We start from the raw sequence: 16,814 nt of genomic DNA, 5'->3' as shown, positions 1-16,814 counted from the left end.
CTTTTATTACTCACAACGATATTTTTGATATTTCCAACGCTCTTTTAGCATTATTACCATCTTGATATCGATGTATTAAATTCTTTACTCTTCTTCTTTCTTCTTTGTGATTATCCGCTCCATGACTCCATGCCTCAAATACATCATATAGTTCTTCTCTTGTTGTAATGAATTCTCCAGGCATATAGTCTCTATAAGATTCAAAAACGAATCCCCTTTTTTCTGAATATTCCTCAAGATCAGGAACTACAAACGCCATTGGCTTATCTAATAAAAGAAATTGTAAAAATGTAGATGAATAATCGGCCAACATATAATCCATCTGTGGCATCATTGAGTACAAATCGTAACCTCTATTTCTAAATTCAACATCAGAGTATATTTCAAGATTTGAATACATAAGTTTATTGTATTTTGATAAATCTTGTCCCGGATGGAGCTTAACTATTAGTTTAAATTTATACAATTTCAGCTTATCGTTTAATTCTTCATATTTTTTTTCATCAAACATAGGTAGTAACTCTTCTTCAGAGTCATCATAACCATAATAATCTGACTGTCTAAATGTTGGAGTCCAAAGAATAATTGCAGAGTAATTACCCAGGTCATATTTCTCGTAGTTCCCAAACATCACATCTGTACAAGCTTCACCACAAATTTTGACGTTGTTTTCTTTACACAAATACTCTTTCATAACTATGGGTATATATACCTTAGAAGGAGCAAGATAGTAGGTAAAGAAAAATTCATCTCCATTATTTATATTTGTCATAGCACCACATTTTTTAAAATTTGCAGAACCATGATCTAAGTGTATAACTATTTGCATGGGCGATGGTTTAATTGGTATTTGTCCTGAAGTATAAAATACATGTCTCGAACGCAGAAATATTAAAAAGGATTTGAGTTTTGTATAATATGTAACTCTATTCGTGTCTTTTTCGGCATATTCATAACTTTCTATACCACAAATAATCCTATATTTTTCATCATATCTATTCTCAAGAAGATAATCCTTTATTGATTTTAAATTGCTCCATATGCCTTTATTTGATGAATACAACAGTATTATTCTGTCATCCTTAGGAATAACACAATTAACTAAAGATGCAATTTTAAAAACGCTTTCCTTTAATGCTTTTTTTATAACCACATTTTTATACATTTACAAATTACATCCTCCAATTCTCCTCGATAAATTTATCTATCATCTTTACTATCGCCAATGGGTCTTTGTTCTCCCATGGTCTTAATCCATCTGTGTTGTCGTAAATCTTTTTGAAGCATTCCCCGAGATTCGTAAGTTCCAAATCCGCCATCAATACATAACCATTAGAACTGAATGCCTCATTATTCTGAATCTGGTGATCATTTATATGCTCTTTGTATTTCTCTAATCTCGTTACCGCGATAACCTTTTTACCAGCATTAAGGGCTTTCATTATAGAACCGGAAGCCCCATGAGAAACCACAATACTAGCAGCTTCTATCCTCTCCACAAATTCTTCTGGCGTGATAAAGTCCTTGTATTCGTAGTGTCTTGGTTTATACTCACTTGTACCGACCTGAGCAAACATCTCTTCAATCAGAGTTCCATCTTCATATAGATCATCAAGTTTCTTAAACAGTCTGTCGAACTGATATCCTCTTGAACCAACAGTTACAAATATCACAAATTTTTACCTCCCAGAATGGAATGTGGTTACGAAGCTCTCCATCTGGAGAGGAATAATAGAAGTACAGGAGAATGACCGGATTTAATACAAGCACCCTCCATATACAGCTTTTTTATAGTGCTTTACCTGTGTCTCCCACTGTACGATAAATAGATCCGCATGCTTTTCCATCATCTTCCCTGCTTCTGTAGGCATATTGGCGCGACCAAAGGTCTCAATATACACAATCCTCTTATGGAAGAGAACCGCCAGCAAGTAAAAGGGATAAGCAACCATAGTACCTGTGGTAATCACGAAATCAGGGCGCTCCTTGATCCAAATGCCCACAGAATGTATGCCGTTTACAATCATCTTCAGAGGCATCAGCTTATCTTTCAAGTCCGTCTGAATCATAAAATACTTGGCCTTCTCTGGAAATTGCGTTTTCTCAGTCACAAGGAATCCTTCATACTTATCAATAAGAGGCTGGAGCTTCTGCAACTGTTCCCAATGACCGCCCGAAGAAGAGACCAGACATAAGCGAGGCTTTCTATTATGCTTTGCCATTCTTAGTCCCTCCTAAACAGATCTCTCGTATAGACCTTATCCTCTACATCATCCAATACTGACTCGTACCGATTCGCTATGATGGCGTCACAACTATTCTTGAATCTCTCTACATCGTTCACAACAAGGGATCCGAAGAACGAGCTACCATCAGCTAACGTAGGTTCATACACAATTACCGTAGCTCCCTTGGCCTTTATTCTTTTCATAACGCCTTGAATGCTGCTCTGCCGGAAGTTATCGGAATTACTCTTCATGGTAAGACGATAAACACCAACTGTAATTGGACGCTCCTTCTCAGCATTCCACATACTCGAAGCTGTATAGTACCCAGCTTTCTCAAGAACCCTATCAGCGATAAAATCCTTCCTCGTTCTATTCGCTTCCACTATCGCCCTTATCAATTCTTCCGGAACATCCTGGTAGTTTGCTAACAACTGCTTTGTGTCTTTCGGCAAGCAGTAACCGCCATACCCGAACGATGGGTTGTTATAGTAATCACCTATTCTCGGATCCAAGCTAACGCCTTTGATGATGTCAGCTGTGTTTAACCCCTTCACTTCAGCGTATGTATCAAGTTCGTTGAAGTACGATACCCGGAGAGCTAAATATGTATTAGCAAAGAGCTTAACTGCCTCCGCTTCCGTTGTGCCCATGAACAATGTATCAATATTCTCTTTGATTGCGCCTTCTTGAAGCAACCTTGCAAAGGTCTCCGCATCACTCTTACGCTCAGCACTTGAACCCACGATAATTCGACTCGGATAGAGGTTATCGTACAGAGCCTTGGACTCTCTCAAGAACTCCGGGCTGAACATAATGCGGTCAGTTCTGAATTTCTCACTCACATGCTTTGTATACCCAACGGGAATTGTGGATTTTATGACCATGACAGCATGGTTGCTGCTCTTCAGCACCAGATCAATCACGCTTTCCACAGCAGAGCAGTCGAAGAAATTCTTCTGAGGATCATAATTGGTCGGAGCAGAGATAATCACAAAATCAGCGGTTCTATATGCTTCAGCTCCATTCGTAGTAGCAGTTAACCTTAGTTCCTTGTTCTTCAGATACTCCTCAATCTCTTTATCCTGAATAGGAGACTCTTTCCGGTTTATCTTTTCAACCTTCTCTGGAACGATATCAACAGCAGTAACCTCATGATGCTGAGACAGTAATACAGCCAAGCTGAGACCAACGTATCCAGTTCCGGCAACTGCAATTTTAAGATCCTCAAATTTACGCATTTTTCTTTACGTACTCCTCATGTACTAATTCTACTTGAAATCGTTTATTATTATCGAACACAGCACTCGGTTTTCCCTCCTCCGAGTGTGGTCATCGAATTCCTGGTTACTTATCTGCCAGGAGTTCTTTTAATCTATTCCTCACCTTGTGGTCATCAAGGTCATGATAGGAAACCAAGGGATATCTCATATGTTGGTTCTCAAGCTCTGCGGCTTCGTTCCGCTTCGTCTACGGACACTCTCGGTCGGCGTTTCGCTACGCTCAACTGGCGGCTCCCTCGATTGCTCCTCCGACTTCGCTCCACTGCGCCGATATCCACAATGAACAAAAGACTTACCTGTAATACTCCTTATACCACTCGCAGAACCGCCTCAGGCCAGTTCTTATATCTATGGACGGTTTAAATCCGTAATCCTCTTCCAGCCCTCTGCTATCCGCATACGTCACAGGCACATCTCCAGCCTGCATTCCCACAAGCTCCCGATGGCCCTCAAAGTCGTAATCAGGTTTCAGCACTCCTGATCTAACAAGTTCCTCCTGCAACACCTTCACGTATTCCAACAGGTTTTCAGGCGTTCCCCCGCCGATGTTATAAATGGAGTATGGTGGCACCGGTAGACCATCGTCTCCTATCCTTTTCTCCGGAGCACCCTGCATGACACGAATTATCCCCTCGACAATATCATCTATGTATGTGAAGTCCCGCTTCATATCGCCGTAGTAAAAAATCTGAATCTTCTCACCTCGTGCAAGCTTGTTGGTTGCGGAGAAATAGAACATATCAGGTCGTCCTGCAGGACCATAAACGGTGAAGAAGCGCAAGCCAGTTGATGGGATGTTGTAGAGCTTAGAATATGAATGTGCCAACAGCTCATTGCTCTTCTTTGTAGCAGCATACAAACTCACAGGATTATCCACCTTATCTTCAACTGAGAATGGCACCTTCTTATTGCCGCCGTAGACAGACGAGGAAGATGCGTACACAAGATGCTCCACGCCAGACTCTCCACCATCATAGCTATGTCTGCATGCCTCTAAGATATTGAAGAAGCCGATAATGTTACTTTCGATATACACATCCGGGTGGTCGATTGAATACCTCACTCCAGCTTGCGCTGCGAGGTTAACCACAATGGACGGTTTATACATGCTGAACACTTCATCCACTAATTCCTTATCAGCAAGATTTCCTTGGATGAATACATGCTTGACCTTGCTCTTCTCCGCTGCAGCGTTTATAAGACCCAGCCGGTACTCCTTCAGCTTCGGATCATAGTAGTCATTCATGGAGTCGAAAGAAATCACGGTTCCACCGGTCAAAGTAGATAACAGTCTCATCACAAGATTGGCTCCGATAAATCCCGGAGAGCCTGTAACCAGTATTGTTTTATTGTTCAAATCTATATGTTGCTTCATGCTAATTTCCTTCTGCACTCTCCACTATCTTCTTTTCATCAAGTATCTTCCTCGGAATACACCCAACAATTATAAACACACACGCGATTCCAATCACAATCCACTTATAATCCAAAACTCCCCGTATCCATCCACCAACAGCAGGTATGCTCAAGACTTCCTTACCGAGATATGTATCAGCTGTAACCACACTCGTCCCTTCATCAGCCAGACTCCTCACCACGATCTCATCAACATTTCCATTTTCATCAGAAGAGACGCGAGTGGTTTTATGCATAGCTTCCACTTTCCCCAGCACATACGCGACGTTATCCCCCACGGCTACGTCAGTCATGTTAGCTCTCGTGTCCAGAAGAACTAAGCTGTTCTTAGGAACTTCCGGATACATGGATTCAGAGATCATCACAAACGGGCGGATGCCCATGATGACCGCAATCAGGCTAACAACCCCAAGGACTACCACCACACAACATAAAACCGTGTAGATGTTAGATAGGGTACATCTGACTTTGTTCATCTTAACCACACTCACTCCCCAACCGCTGTCACTACGCTCGTCCAAATATCTGATGCACTCATCTCTCCATCAAATCCATCCGTCTGAACAGCGTATGCTACTATCCTCATCTCTCCGCTGAAGTCAACCATCGTATCAAAGTCATAAAATCTCGCCTCACTCACCATCTCTGGCGTGTCCAGCCCAGCCTCCAGCGCTTTCCCTTCTCCATCAACCACATATTGATAAACAGCAGTCGCATACCCATCGGAGCTCTGGTTCTCAATAATCATCCAGTTGCCGGTAGGTGTGAGACTTAGGATCGGGTGACCACTGATCTCCGGGATCATCATCTTCACAAACACATAGCAGTCCTTAGAACCTATGTTTGTGATGTTGATACTGAGAGGTGTTGTCTGATTAGGCACAATCTGTATCGCATCTTCAGATCCATTGTCCACAACGAGTGCAATTCCAACGTTCCCTGCTGGCAAATAGTACTCGAGGGCATCCTCAACTCTATCTGTCAGGATGCCGAGGAGGGTTGAGGATCCGAACAGGAGTAACAGTAGAGATAGGCCAGCGGAGATTGATAGTATGCGTTTGATTATTGTCATGTAGTTCTATTCTTCTCCTTTGTGTTTGACCGTTCGCGGAAGGGAGCAAACCGAAGGGCAAGCTACCGCTCTCCCGTCTCCATCATTTCCGGATCTCTACTATCTACGTGCATACCTGTGTATGCCTGTTGGCTGTTACCTGTAACCTGTAGCCTGTGTGCGTCAGTATGTTCGGCCTTACATCTTTACATCCTTATGAGGCAAGAATGCCGAGAAATTGAACACTCGGACACATGAGACAGCGCGTAGCGCCCGCCCGGAGGTGCAGCGACCGTAAGCGAACCATATCTTGGTTCCCAAACATGGGACATCATTGATCACATGTGGTTTTTAAGAGTTTTCCTTCTCATGGAGTATCTCCTTGTTTTCCAACCTTGATGAGCGGCTTCGCCGATGACCACACGAGATTTCATCAATTCATCAACTCTTCCTCCCAATGAGGTCATCTTTACATAAATCTATGAATAGCCTTTTCGCCTGACCACAAGATGTTGTGGTTTTAGCGATTTTTCCAGCTCTTTTTTATGATTTTTGCCTCTCTTACATAAATCTATGAATGGGCCTCTCGACCAACCACTATATCTTGTGGTTTCAAGCCATTTTTGGCCTCTTTTTGAGGCCTTGATGCTGTTCAGCCACTCCTTACATAAATCTATGAATGGAGATTGTTCTTGACCACAAGATGTTGTGGTTTTGGTTGATTTTTTCCGTTTTTCTGCTCATTTTCTCCTCAGTCAACCAAAATTTGAGTCTATTTTCTCCCTCCGGATCCTTACATAGATATTGTGGTTGAGCATACACTCACATACAACATCTATGTAAAAATCCCGATTTTTCACCTTTTTCCTCTTTTCCATTTCGGCGCAATATGGTTAATAACCAAAACCACCCAATTTTACATAGATATAGTGGTTGAGCCATATTCTCGTCCATATATCTTGTGTCTCAGGGAACTTAGGTCGGTACGCTGTGGTCGTTACTTCCTTTAAATTCCTTAAAACGTCAAATAGCCCTAAATGAGACCTGGATCTCATAAGGGCATTTGACTTTCCTCCTGTTAAATTCCCCGCCTTCTTTTTGTTTGGGTCAAAATAGAACTTTCAAGAAACCTGTTCCACTTTACGAGACTTCCGATGTCCATCGGACGCTTCTCTCGACCCAAAAAGGGAATTTATGGAGAAATGTCAAATCCTGGATCATCACCCATCCCGCTTGTTTACTGGATTCTTCGGGGTTGACCCTATTATCTCTCTATCTCCAAGCATTGCGATATTTAAAAAATCTTTATCTAATGCCAATGTCTTGGCCTCCCTTGTAATGAATTCATTGTGGTCATCGCCCAGCGGGCGCACTCCCTGATTGCTTATCAAACCCATAGTTCCATCTCAACTATTGCTTCACAATGTGGTCATCTTCTCCCACGATTACTTACCAAGCTATCTTAAGTCCCAGCCTTTTCGATCAATCTAATAACCTTCTCAAGTAAGTCACCGCTCTTGCATCTGCCCTCTGAACACATTTCAACGCAAACGCTTTCCTTGGCAATCGTAATAATTGATGCGTTTCTTATAAGTTTTCTGATCAACGTATCTTTCTTCGGCTCAACAGCTTCTGGAACATGAAAATAATCCAAATCAATATCAAGGATATATTTGCTTTTCACATCGCCATTGCCAGTAATCAAGCCGCTAATTCTTGACAATTCGCTAAGATGCCTCACCAAAAAGCTATCGTTGAGAACATCCGCCTCACTTTCATTTTCTTCAATCTCAAAGTCGGGCATATAAATATCACATTCCGGATATGTTCTCTCATCCTTTGGTGTAATCCTATATGTTCCAAGAACTTGCTGCATCATTGCTTCTGGCGTATTAAGCTCATCGATGCGCTTCTTCTCTTCATACGACATGGGAGATTCTTTACCAGATAGCGAAATAATAAGCGCATGGTCTATAATTCCACACTGAATCGCAGTCTTAATATGCTCATCATTTCGAAGATTCTCGACTGCCTTCTCGATTGATACGTCATCGAAGTAGTTAATACTGCTCACGAGGTTGTTCATTAATTCATTATCTGTCCTGCCACCAGACTCCTTATAGACAAAAGATAGAAACGGATTGTGAGTATCTGTGTGGTGATCAAATGATAGAAGAACAACATCTTCATCCGTATGTTGACGCTTTACTTCTGCCCATGGTAGCAAAGCGTAATGATGATGCTCAAAGATATATATGCTTTTTCCATTTACAGATTTCTTCTCTATTCCAGTCATATAATTATTACTATTTCTCGCGTGTTCATCGCCCAGCGGGTGCCAATCCTGTTTGCTTATCAAACCATCAATTCCACTCTCGCTCACTGCCATCACTCCTGGATTGGCAGACTCGCTAAACGCCGGAGACACAAGAGAAGTGGAAACAACTTTCACCAGATCAGTGTGATTATTCCGAGGTACCTTTCAATTCCACCGCTACTCTTTAGTTTAGGCATAGCTTCGCCATTCGCCGATTTTACAAATCTGCGATTTAGATTCAAAATATAACAACAATAAAGTCATGCGCGGCATGAACCACTGCATAACTCGCATATTTTTTGAGAGTAATAAACCAAAATTAAACTATGTGATTATAACATATACACATATCAACTTCAAGATTCTTTCAAAACCTGATCCATCAATAGCTCTACTTCAACCACAGTTCCAAGTATCTCTGTCTCTGTAAATATCAGGTTCTTCTTATTATCAACTCTTTTCACTTTAAATCTCTGGTCAACGTATATTCCACTGCTATCTACAACTATATCCCCTTCATGTATTCCATAAGGGTTATCAATTATAATATCCGGCTTGTTTTCTTTTTCCACAAAATTAATATTATCTTGCTCTTTTTTCTTTTCCTCAAGCCAGGCAAGCGGTTTATCCTCATCAGTCCAAAGTCCAAATTTAATTCTTCTACGTTTTCCAAAAATTTCGGAATCAACAATTGCCCTTCTATGAGGAATATCCAGTTTAACAATCTTATTCCTATAATTAGATAGAGGCCCAACAATCCTGCCTATTTGTCTCCTGTGATTTAGTTTAATATAGCTTACATGCATCATTCCCTCTTCAAAGAGATTTTTTATAAACTCTTCATCTTCTTTGTTTATAGGTACAAATGTTTTGCCTTCTTTTTTATCTTCTACTCCAAGAATAGTTTTAAATCCATCTATATTCTTGAGCATTTCGTCTGCGCTAATAGGGGCATCTGTCTCAATAAACAGATACCCCGGAAACATTTTCTTTATAGTTATATGGCCCGTCCCGCCTTTTCGCCAGACATCTTCATATAGCGGAACCATTACATGATTTCTATATTTTTCTCCGAGCACTGCTACTATCTCATTTTTCAGTATATGCTCATTACCTGATTCCGTTTGTATTACATACCACATATTTTAATCCCTTCTAAACAAGTCTCTTGTATACACTTTATCTTTTACATCATCAAGAACTGCCTTCAGATCTGAATTCCATATGATAGCTTGCAATTAGGCCATAACACCATTTGCGCCTCTCATCCCACTTTGTTCCGGGTGCTATTCCGTTATCAGGATAGCCTCAAGCACCTTTTCAGACTCTAAAGCTAATCTATGAACATATCCCAATGATTCCTCTTTTTCAAGTATATCCGCAAACTGTCCCATTAGTTCCTGATTGGGAATCATTACAAAACCATCTGCATAGCTTAAAAAACCATACACTACCATGGCAGAAAGTATTTCATCTCTGGTCTTAAGATTCATTGATGTTGCCGCATATTCTTTAGCTTCACATCTAACCTTGTCACCTGTAATCATCCTTGCCAAGTCATCTTTTACACCATTGACATTATTTTTAATGTAATAAAAAATCTCATCATATGGTCCGGCACTAGTCCAATAATTCCCCAAATTGTTATTAGTAAGAGCCACTACCACTGATCTGGGATTATATACCCTGTCTCCGGCAAAAGTATGATAGCCATCATACCATTTGCCAAGATCTTCAAGCGCAATCCTTGGATTGGATTCCAGTTTTAGATATCTTCGATATAATTCATCTACCTCGTTCTGCAAAAAACCAAAGTATTTACTGAAACGTTCTTCTAATGCCATGGTGTATTCAAGAAACATGTTGAGTTCTGAACCGCTTGAATACTTGGCTATAGGTAAAATACCGGTCATATATGCAAGTGCGACATATGCCTGATCTTTTAACAAATTCCTGAGAAACAAAAGGTACCTTGCTCTATCTTCCTCACCTATAAAACTCATATGGAAAACAGCATCCCATTCATCAAGTACAAAAACAAATTGTGTCCCCGTACAGTCAAAAATTTTCCTTAAGTCTTCAACCACAGAACTACCTTCTCTAAACTGAACTTCAGGGAATGCATTATATAAATCATTAACCAATATATCCTTAATTGTTGAAATATATTGATCATAGTTTTGACACATATCATCAATCTTGCTGAAGTCTATGCTTATCACATGATAAGAATTAATGAACTTATCATAATTAGGATTTTCTGATATTTTGCTACCATCAAATATTGCTTTTGAATCCAAATTTTGAGAAAAATAGGCTGCTATCATATTAGCGGCAACCGTCTTACCAAAACGTCTCGGCCTTGTGACACATATATAGTTTTCTGTAGTTCCAATTCTATCAATAAGTTCAGATAGTATTTCTGTCTTATCTATATACCACTTACTGTCTCGTATTTTCTTGTAAAGCGTAAGTGAATCTGATGAATCAAGATATAATCCCATAAATAATCTCACTTTCTAAATCCAATACCTGTAACCTCATATAACGTATTAATATCAGGATTCCAATAATCAAGATACTCGCAAATAGTAAGAGTACATATACTAAAAGTATATTATACTTTTAGTAATAATGTAACATACGTATGCCTTGATTTTGGGGGTATCATTCCACACATGAAGACTATTCAGCCTTTCTAAATACTTGTACTCTTCATTTCCTTCACATATTATACAGATCTTATGCTGATTAGAAATTACAGGAAGTCTATTTGCCATCTGCCTCGCCCCCTTTGGTATTACCATTTATTCCCAAAAGGGTGTTTATAAGTTCAGGTTCCGGTAAAGCTGCAAAAGCTCCTTTTCTATATTTTTCAATAATGTCGGAGGTATCTCTTACACCGTTTTCTGCAGTGAAATCTGCTAGCGAATAAACGTAAACTCCATTATCATCTTTATCAACAAACCAAATCTGTTCTTTTCTGAATAATCTCTTACAATCCATCAGATTGATATCATGAACTGTAAATATCATCTGTCCATTCAGATTGAGCTCATTATTAAACATGGCAACAGTTGCTCTTGTAAGTTTAAAATGAATACTGCTATCAAGCTCATCAATAACAAGTATTCTGCCCTGCTCAAGTGCTTCGATTACATAGCTCGCCATTGCAGCTATTTTTTTAGTACCTGTGGAATCAAATAGCATGCTTGGCACATGAACTCCCTTATATGTTGACACCAGCCTGATCTGGTCCATAAGTTTATCAGGAATATCCAACACTTCCTCCTCAGGTTTTCCCGATACATTAACGGTCTTAAGCTTTATCTTATCCATGTCAACATATTCATAATTATCCATGTAAAGATCTGCATTCTTAATAAAACCTACAACTTTTTCCTGAAGCTTATTTTTATTTTTCATGAGCTCGATTGTATGCTCCATAGGAATGTTATTCATATTTAATATGTCAATTCTATTTGCAAATCCAATCAGGATATTTTTCATTTCATTTAAATGCTCAAACCTGGTTGTATCAATAAGATTAAAAATGACGTTGTTTTTTGCAACTACAGGAATCATTGCCAACAATTCTTCATCAGCGCAGGAATACTCTTCGCGCTGCGTATCTCTCATAAGCCAGCACACTTCTTTTTCGTTGCTATATCGGTCTTTTAGTATTTCGACAAATGATTCATATATAAATTCCTGTTTTTTTACATCATACTTAAAATCATATGAAAACTCTCTACCTCCACTCAAAAAGGTAATACCTAATTCACTTATGTCACTTTCTGTGAAAATATTTGATATTAGTTCTGTTGGTTTATTAAGCAACACATTCTTTATAACTTTAATACACCTGATAAGGCATGTTTTTCCTGCATTATTAGGGCCATAAATACCGGCTGTCTTAAGAACGTTAAAATTATTTTCTCTATGCACATTAGATGCAAATTTCTTATTGCGCATATCTGCTTTCATAGAAAAGGCAATCTGCTCATCAAATGCAAAACAGTTCTTTGCTCTAAGCTCTATAATCATCTATATATCCTCCAATGTGGTTTCAAGAAAATTATGGCATCTAGTATTTTTTGTGCAATATTTTTACATAATTTTTAATTATTAATTCATATAAAGCTTATAGTGAACGTATTCTTCATGACAAAGAAAAGCATATTTCTTGCATATCTCATTTAATGTATCGAATTAAAAAATCAGTAATCCCTATTATAGTGAAGCCATTTTCATCAATGGATTCCTTAATTGGTTTATTTACAACAAGTACCTTTTGTACTTGATCATTCAACTTAAAATATGGTCTTATTTCTCTTTCTCTCGTATCTGCATTAGAGATGTCAGCAGTCACTTGTATATAAAGGGACCTAAGTCCTTTAGTGGCATAGAAATCCACTTCATTATTCTTCCTTATGGATTTACCAGTCTTATCTTTCTCTACCGTATCAAACACACCGACATTTACAGAATATCCATTATAACAAAGCTCATTATATACAATGTTTTCAAGCATTTGACCTTCATCTGGGAAAGCGAAATTCAGGCGAGCATTTCGTAGACCAGTATCAATAAAATAATACTTTCTAAGAGCACCTATTTCTTTTCTTCCTTTTAAGTCATAGCGTTTAGCCTCACGCAAAAGGAATGCATCTTTAAAGTAACCAATATAGTTTTCAACTGTCTGCTTATCAATATTTTCATGTCTAACACTTTCAAACGTATTGGCTATTTTTTCTGAATTAAGTAGTGAGCCTGTCGAAGAACTAATAATATTACATAGTTCGTCCAGAGCCTCTCCCTTTTTCAACTGATTCCTTTCAACAATATCAGCGAAGTATGTTGTAGTGAACAAGTTCTTTAGATATTCTTTTCTCTCTTCGTCACTTTTTAATACAGCCAATGGCATTCCACCATATTGCATATATGAATATATAGCTTCAGTTGCCGAACCTCCGACATATCCATAGTATTCTTCAAATGAAAGCGGAGAAAGTTTTATATTTGTTGCCTTATCTCTAAATTCAGTAACTATATCTGAAGACAACATTTTAGAATTTGATCCTGTTACATATAGATCTATATTCTTTTCTCTTGATAGCCCAAGCACAACGTCTACGAATGATATTACTTCAGTGTCATCAGAATTTGCCAAAACATGTTTGCCATCGGTGAGGTTAGGATTAATTATCGAATATACCTTTTGTATCTCGTCAATAAAAACATAGTAATTCTCTTTATCTTTGCATTTTTCCCTTATATATGCTCCTAGTTCCAAAGGATCACGATAATTACTGTTTTTATCATCATCCAATTCCAAGATAATTATTCTATTCTCCGGAACCTTATCTGAAAGCAGGTATTCTCTATATATTTCTTTAAGAAGAAATGACTTTCCACATCTTCTCACACCTGTTATTACCTTCGGAAATCCATTGTTCTTTGCACTGATTAACTGAGTCAGGTATTTATCTCTTTTTATCATATAATCTCCTAAATTGTAGAATTCTACATTTTTATCAATTACATCTTATCACATCGTATCGTCTTAATCAACAAAGTTGTAGAATTCTACATTTTTTGTGATTATAACAAAACACCCCAGGACAGATATCCTGAGGTGAAATAGGTCGTATTTGATTGTCCAGAGACGTAATACGTTGTGAAACAATCATCTCTTTGAGAACTTTTTCATTGCCTTAAGCGCCTTGTTTTGGGCATTTGTAAGGCGAGTTGCTGTTTACCTGCTGCGTACGGTAGAAAGCTCAGGGCTACTGTACGAGGCGAATTGCAATTATGTCTTTTACAGCACCTATCTTACCCCATTAGAAAAACCCATGTCTATCAATACATGGTTACAAGAAAATGGCATTACTGTTAAGGAATATTACTACTCCTAACACAAAGCTCGTAGCGAAGTAAATAATCAGTTATGTAATCTTGAACAGATCATCGATTCAGAATTTCCAAATCTATCTGGCGATAAAGATACCATAATTGGGAATTAAGCAATATCGAATATTATCTGTTCCAAATTCATATTTATGTTTGAAGTGTGTTTTAGTATATCTGGTCGTGATTCCTCTAAATAGCTCCTATTGTTGCTATGGTCCAAAATAAGTGCCATTAACGTTTCTTTTTCCTGAACAACTATGCCAATATTTTTATTATCCGGAATCGTTTTTTTTAGAATATCTATATAATTTGAGATACAGACAATATTAGCCCTTGCAATTTTTATAGAGGCATCTGAATCCGTCTTAAAATCGTTGAATTCAGAAAGCATATTTTGTATTTTATTGATTAGCCTGATCAAACTATCCTTCTTACGATTATCCTCATTATCTTTAAATACTAAAAAGTATGAAACAAGAGTTAAAATCGTAGCTTCGATAACATCGCCTATGTGCATCTCCCAAACGTCAGGAAGAGAAGTGTGAAAAATGTTAAATAGAAATATACCAATAATTATAATTTCTATAATTACAATAACCCATATCTTTTTTGAGTTGATTTTCATTTTGAGGTTCCCCTTATTTTTCTTTCCGCTTCTTCCACATAGTTTTTTACTCTTTGAACTACACTAAGATCATCATTAGCGATCATAACAATGTGTTCTAGAATTCCTGTCACTTTCAATTCACGAACTAATCCGCCAAAAGCTTCATCTAAGAATGATGGCGGATAACCATATGCCCCATCAAAATCAATTATTAGTTGTTCACCCTTTTCTAATGACTCTTTATATTTTGGTAATAGTAATTCTTTACGGAATAATTCACCTGAGTAATCACCTTCGCTAATTAATCGTCCTCCAGGCATGTCTGAAAAATCTTTAGCAATATTTATCTGCATATACTTATCTCCTCATTTGTTTTAACAAGTGAAAAACTATAAATAGTTCCATTTAACTTTGTAGGTATGTCTTTACAGTAAATGTAAGGTTCATCATAGTTTATCCAACAATGGCCCTTCCCAGAAATCACATGAAAATCTTTAACCTGTTTTCTAAAAGCAAATTCTTTGATGTAAGGCATTCCTTTTCCATGATTGTATTCTCCGGTTTGAGTTCTAAACTCACCTTCAAATGCGGATTTTATAAGCTCTGATTCACTTAAAATTCCAAATTTGTTTATAACTTTCTCATAAAGAGAATGTTTTTGCACAGTTTTTGCTATTCCCAATCCAGTATCCAAAAATAAAAAACGTATCTCATTTTCAATATACTCAGCATAAATATACCATTCAGGAATCATCTCGTCATCATTTTTATATGCGTGGTATACAACATTAGACATCATTTCAATTATGATTTCAAATAGCTTATTAGTATACGATTTTGGCATATTTAATTTTTGACATACAAAATCACAGAAAATTCCTGCTGTTCTCGAATCACTTTTTCTTCCTGAAACAATAGTCTGCTTTTTACTATTAGAAGGCAACTTTTTGCTGTTAGAGTTCACAAAACTCAAAAATCCTGATTCAACAAAAACATTTCTTGCAATAGCATTATTGGGATAATTCCCGCAAAAGCTAAATAGTCTGATCTTTGCAGTTTTATAGTTTCGTATAATTGCAATCAAATACATGATAGCATCGGCAGAAACTTCTTCAACATTATTCATGTTCATGAGAATTGTGCTCTTATACATGTATCGATTTAGGCTCTTAAGTGTTGACGCGCAAAAATCAACTGTTTCATCCAAATTATATTTAAAACTAAATATTTCAGGAAAATCAATGGAATAATCGTATGAACTAATATAATCCTCATTATCATATTTTGAATGAGAAACACTTTTTTTATCACAAGAATATGACCTGACTTGTTTTTTTATACGCCTTTTCTTTTGTAGTTTTCTTGAGCGCCTATCTCTGAATGCTTTATTTTTTGTTTGCATAATAGTCTTCTCTTTCAAAGGACAGTATTATTTTTAAAACATATTATCATTACAATCAAAAAGAAGTTCCTAAGCTATCAGTTTTTAGCCATATTATTTTTTATATCACTCTCATTCTTCATGTTCTGAAAATAATTACTAGCAAGGTTCATCATATCTAACTGCGCACTTTGGTACTGCTGTTGTTGAATAATATTATCTGATAGTCCTTTAGGAATATACGGTTTTTGTATAGTTTCCCATGTGACTTTCTCTTTATATCCCAATGATTTCGCCATTACATCAAGGAGTTTGTCTCCTTCCGTTTTTATTTTTGAAAGCTCAGTTTCATTTGGATTCTCGACACACAATCTATCATAATATATTTTCCACTGATCCAACACTGACTGATCATCACTAAAAACAACCTCAATAATGTTTAATGCCTTAACACTTTCTGTAGACCAACCCAAGCCTCTACTTATCATTAGTGTTTTAAAAATCTCCATCTTATCAGAACGCTTCTTTCTCCTGTCTTGTAAAATTTGGCCAACAACTACTGCCACAACCGGGGAAACTATTATAGCAATTATATTAATTATGTCTAGTGTTCGCATATGC

The 16,814-nt window shown here is 37.6% G+C and carries 16 protein-coding genes; all 16 read right to left on the bottom strand.

What is annotated here, in order from left to right; all coding sequences use genetic code 11:
* Positions 1–10 precede the first annotated feature (10 nt).
* The 16 genes from G585_RS0102985 to G585_RS0102900 all read right to left on the bottom strand — a co-directional run bounded on the left by G585_RS0102985 (position 11) and on the right by G585_RS0102900 (position 16,810).
* Positions 11–1,165 carry a CDP-glycerol glycerophosphotransferase family protein gene (locus tag G585_RS0102985; protein WP_022772875.1) on the bottom strand — a complete coding sequence of 385 codons (1,155 nt, stop codon included), beginning with the start codon at positions 1,163–1,165 and terminating at the stop codon, positions 11–13.
* A gap of 7 nt (positions 1,166–1,172) precedes the next feature.
* On the bottom strand, positions 1,173–1,673 hold the full coding sequence (locus G585_RS0102980) for a glycosyltransferase (protein WP_022772873.1): 501 nt from the start codon (positions 1,671–1,673) through the stop codon (positions 1,173–1,175).
* Positions 1,674–1,757: 84 nt separating this feature from the next.
* Positions 1,758–2,222, bottom strand: coding sequence for a PssD/Cps14F family polysaccharide biosynthesis glycosyltransferase (pssD, locus tag G585_RS0102975; RefSeq protein WP_022772872.1), 465 nt, complete (start codon positions 2,220–2,222; stop codon positions 1,758–1,760).
* A gap of 2 nt (positions 2,223–2,224) precedes the next feature.
* Entirely contained in the window at positions 2,225–3,466 is a 1,242-nt protein-coding gene (locus G585_RS0102970) for a nucleotide sugar dehydrogenase (RefSeq protein WP_022772871.1), read from the bottom strand.
* Between the two features lie 334 nt (positions 3,467–3,800).
* The gene (locus G585_RS0102965) at positions 3,801–4,883 is read right to left on the bottom strand and encodes an NAD-dependent epimerase/dehydratase family protein (RefSeq protein WP_022772869.1); all 1,083 of its coding nucleotides are present in this window, start codon (positions 4,881–4,883) and stop codon (positions 3,801–3,803) included.
* 1 nt (position 4,884) lies between these two features.
* Positions 4,885–5,409 (bottom strand): hypothetical protein, encoded by a 525-nt coding sequence (locus G585_RS0102960; RefSeq protein WP_022772868.1) that lies wholly within the window; start codon positions 5,407–5,409, stop codon positions 4,885–4,887.
* Positions 5,410–5,411: 2 nt separating this feature from the next.
* Positions 5,412–5,996 (bottom strand): hypothetical protein, encoded by a 585-nt coding sequence (locus tag G585_RS0102955; protein ID WP_022772866.1) that lies wholly within the window; start codon positions 5,994–5,996, stop codon positions 5,412–5,414.
* A 1,441-nt stretch (positions 5,997–7,437) separates the two neighbouring features.
* On the bottom strand, positions 7,438–8,358 hold the full coding sequence (locus G585_RS0102945; RefSeq protein WP_196802881.1) for a UPF0489 family protein: 921 nt from the start codon (positions 8,356–8,358) through the stop codon (positions 7,438–7,440).
* Between the two features lie 290 nt (positions 8,359–8,648).
* On the bottom strand, positions 8,649–9,434 hold the full coding sequence (locus tag G585_RS0102940; protein ID WP_022772862.1) for a transcription termination/antitermination NusG family protein: 786 nt from the start codon (positions 9,432–9,434) through the stop codon (positions 8,649–8,651).
* A 144-nt stretch (positions 9,435–9,578) separates the two neighbouring features.
* Positions 9,579–10,796, bottom strand: coding sequence for an AAA family ATPase (locus tag G585_RS16935; RefSeq protein WP_022772861.1), 1,218 nt, complete (start codon positions 10,794–10,796; stop codon positions 9,579–9,581).
* Positions 10,797–11,061: 265 nt separating this feature from the next.
* Positions 11,062–12,339 (bottom strand): AAA family ATPase, encoded by a 1,278-nt coding sequence (locus G585_RS0102925; protein ID WP_022772858.1) that lies wholly within the window; start codon positions 12,337–12,339, stop codon positions 11,062–11,064.
* Between the two features lie 148 nt (positions 12,340–12,487).
* The gene (locus G585_RS0102920) at positions 12,488–13,795 is read right to left on the bottom strand and encodes an ATP-binding protein (RefSeq protein ID WP_022772856.1); all 1,308 of its coding nucleotides are present in this window, start codon (positions 13,793–13,795) and stop codon (positions 12,488–12,490) included.
* Between the two features lie 519 nt (positions 13,796–14,314).
* Positions 14,315–14,830 carry a hypothetical protein gene (locus G585_RS0102915; RefSeq protein WP_022772855.1) on the bottom strand — a complete coding sequence of 172 codons (516 nt, stop codon included), beginning with the start codon at positions 14,828–14,830 and terminating at the stop codon, positions 14,315–14,317.
* Positions 14,827–15,165 carry an STAS-like domain-containing protein gene (locus tag G585_RS0102910; protein WP_022772854.1) on the bottom strand — a complete coding sequence of 113 codons (339 nt, stop codon included), beginning with the start codon at positions 15,163–15,165 and terminating at the stop codon, positions 14,827–14,829. The genes G585_RS0102915 and G585_RS0102910 overlap by 4 nt, the downstream gene beginning before the upstream one ends.
* Positions 15,156–16,214, bottom strand: coding sequence for a hypothetical protein (locus G585_RS0102905; RefSeq protein ID WP_022772852.1), 1,059 nt, complete (start codon positions 16,212–16,214; stop codon positions 15,156–15,158). The genes G585_RS0102910 and G585_RS0102905 overlap by 10 nt, the downstream gene beginning before the upstream one ends.
* A gap of 77 nt (positions 16,215–16,291) precedes the next feature.
* Positions 16,292–16,810: a DUF6680 family protein gene (locus G585_RS0102900; protein WP_022772851.1), complete on the bottom strand. Its 519-nt coding sequence runs from the start codon at positions 16,808–16,810 to the stop codon at positions 16,292–16,294.
* Positions 16,811–16,814 lie beyond the last annotated feature (4 nt).

The sequence above is a fragment of the Butyrivibrio sp. AE2015 genome (assembly GCF_000420825.1).
Classification (GTDB): Bacteria; Bacillota; Clostridia; order Lachnospirales; family Lachnospiraceae; genus Butyrivibrio.
The sequence above is the reverse complement of the archived record's forward strand: the minus strand, read 5'-3'. Positions and strand labels throughout refer to the sequence as shown.

Coding starts and splice junctions, on each gene's coding strand:
- G585_RS0102985 (WP_022772875.1), bottom strand. CDS start 1,165: ATGTATAAAAATGTGGTTATAAAAAAAGCATTAAAGGAAAGCGTTTTT.
- pssD (WP_022772872.1), bottom strand. CDS start 2,222: ATGGCAAAGCATAATAGAAAGCCTCGCTTATGTCTGGTCTCTTCTTCG.
- G585_RS0102970 (WP_022772871.1), bottom strand. CDS start 3,466: ATGCGTAAATTTGAGGATCTTAAAATTGCAGTTGCCGGAACTGGATAC.
- G585_RS0102965 (WP_022772869.1), bottom strand. CDS start 4,883: ATGAAGCAACATATAGATTTGAACAATAAAACAATACTGGTTACAGGC.
- G585_RS0102955 (WP_022772866.1), bottom strand. CDS start 5,996: ATGACAATAATCAAACGCATACTATCAATCTCCGCTGGCCTATCTCTA.
- G585_RS0102940 (WP_022772862.1), bottom strand. CDS start 9,434: ATGTGGTATGTAATACAAACGGAATCAGGTAATGAGCATATACTGAAA.
- G585_RS16935 (WP_022772861.1), bottom strand. CDS start 10,796: ATGGGATTATATCTTGATTCATCAGATTCACTTACGCTTTACAAGAAA.
- G585_RS0102925 (WP_022772858.1), bottom strand. CDS start 12,339: ATGATTATAGAGCTTAGAGCAAAGAACTGTTTTGCATTTGATGAGCAG.
- G585_RS0102920 (WP_022772856.1), bottom strand. CDS start 13,795: ATGATAAAAAGAGATAAATACCTGACTCAGTTAATCAGTGCAAAGAAC.
- G585_RS0102915 (WP_022772855.1), bottom strand. CDS start 14,830: ATGAAAATCAACTCAAAAAAGATATGGGTTATTGTAATTATAGAAATT.
- G585_RS0102910 (WP_022772854.1), bottom strand. CDS start 15,165: ATGCAGATAAATATTGCTAAAGATTTTTCAGACATGCCTGGAGGACGA.
- G585_RS0102905 (WP_022772852.1), bottom strand. CDS start 16,214: ATGCAAACAAAAAATAAAGCATTCAGAGATAGGCGCTCAAGAAAACTA.
- G585_RS0102900 (WP_022772851.1), bottom strand. CDS start 16,810: ATGCGAACACTAGACATAATTAATATAATTGCTATAATAGTTTCCCCG.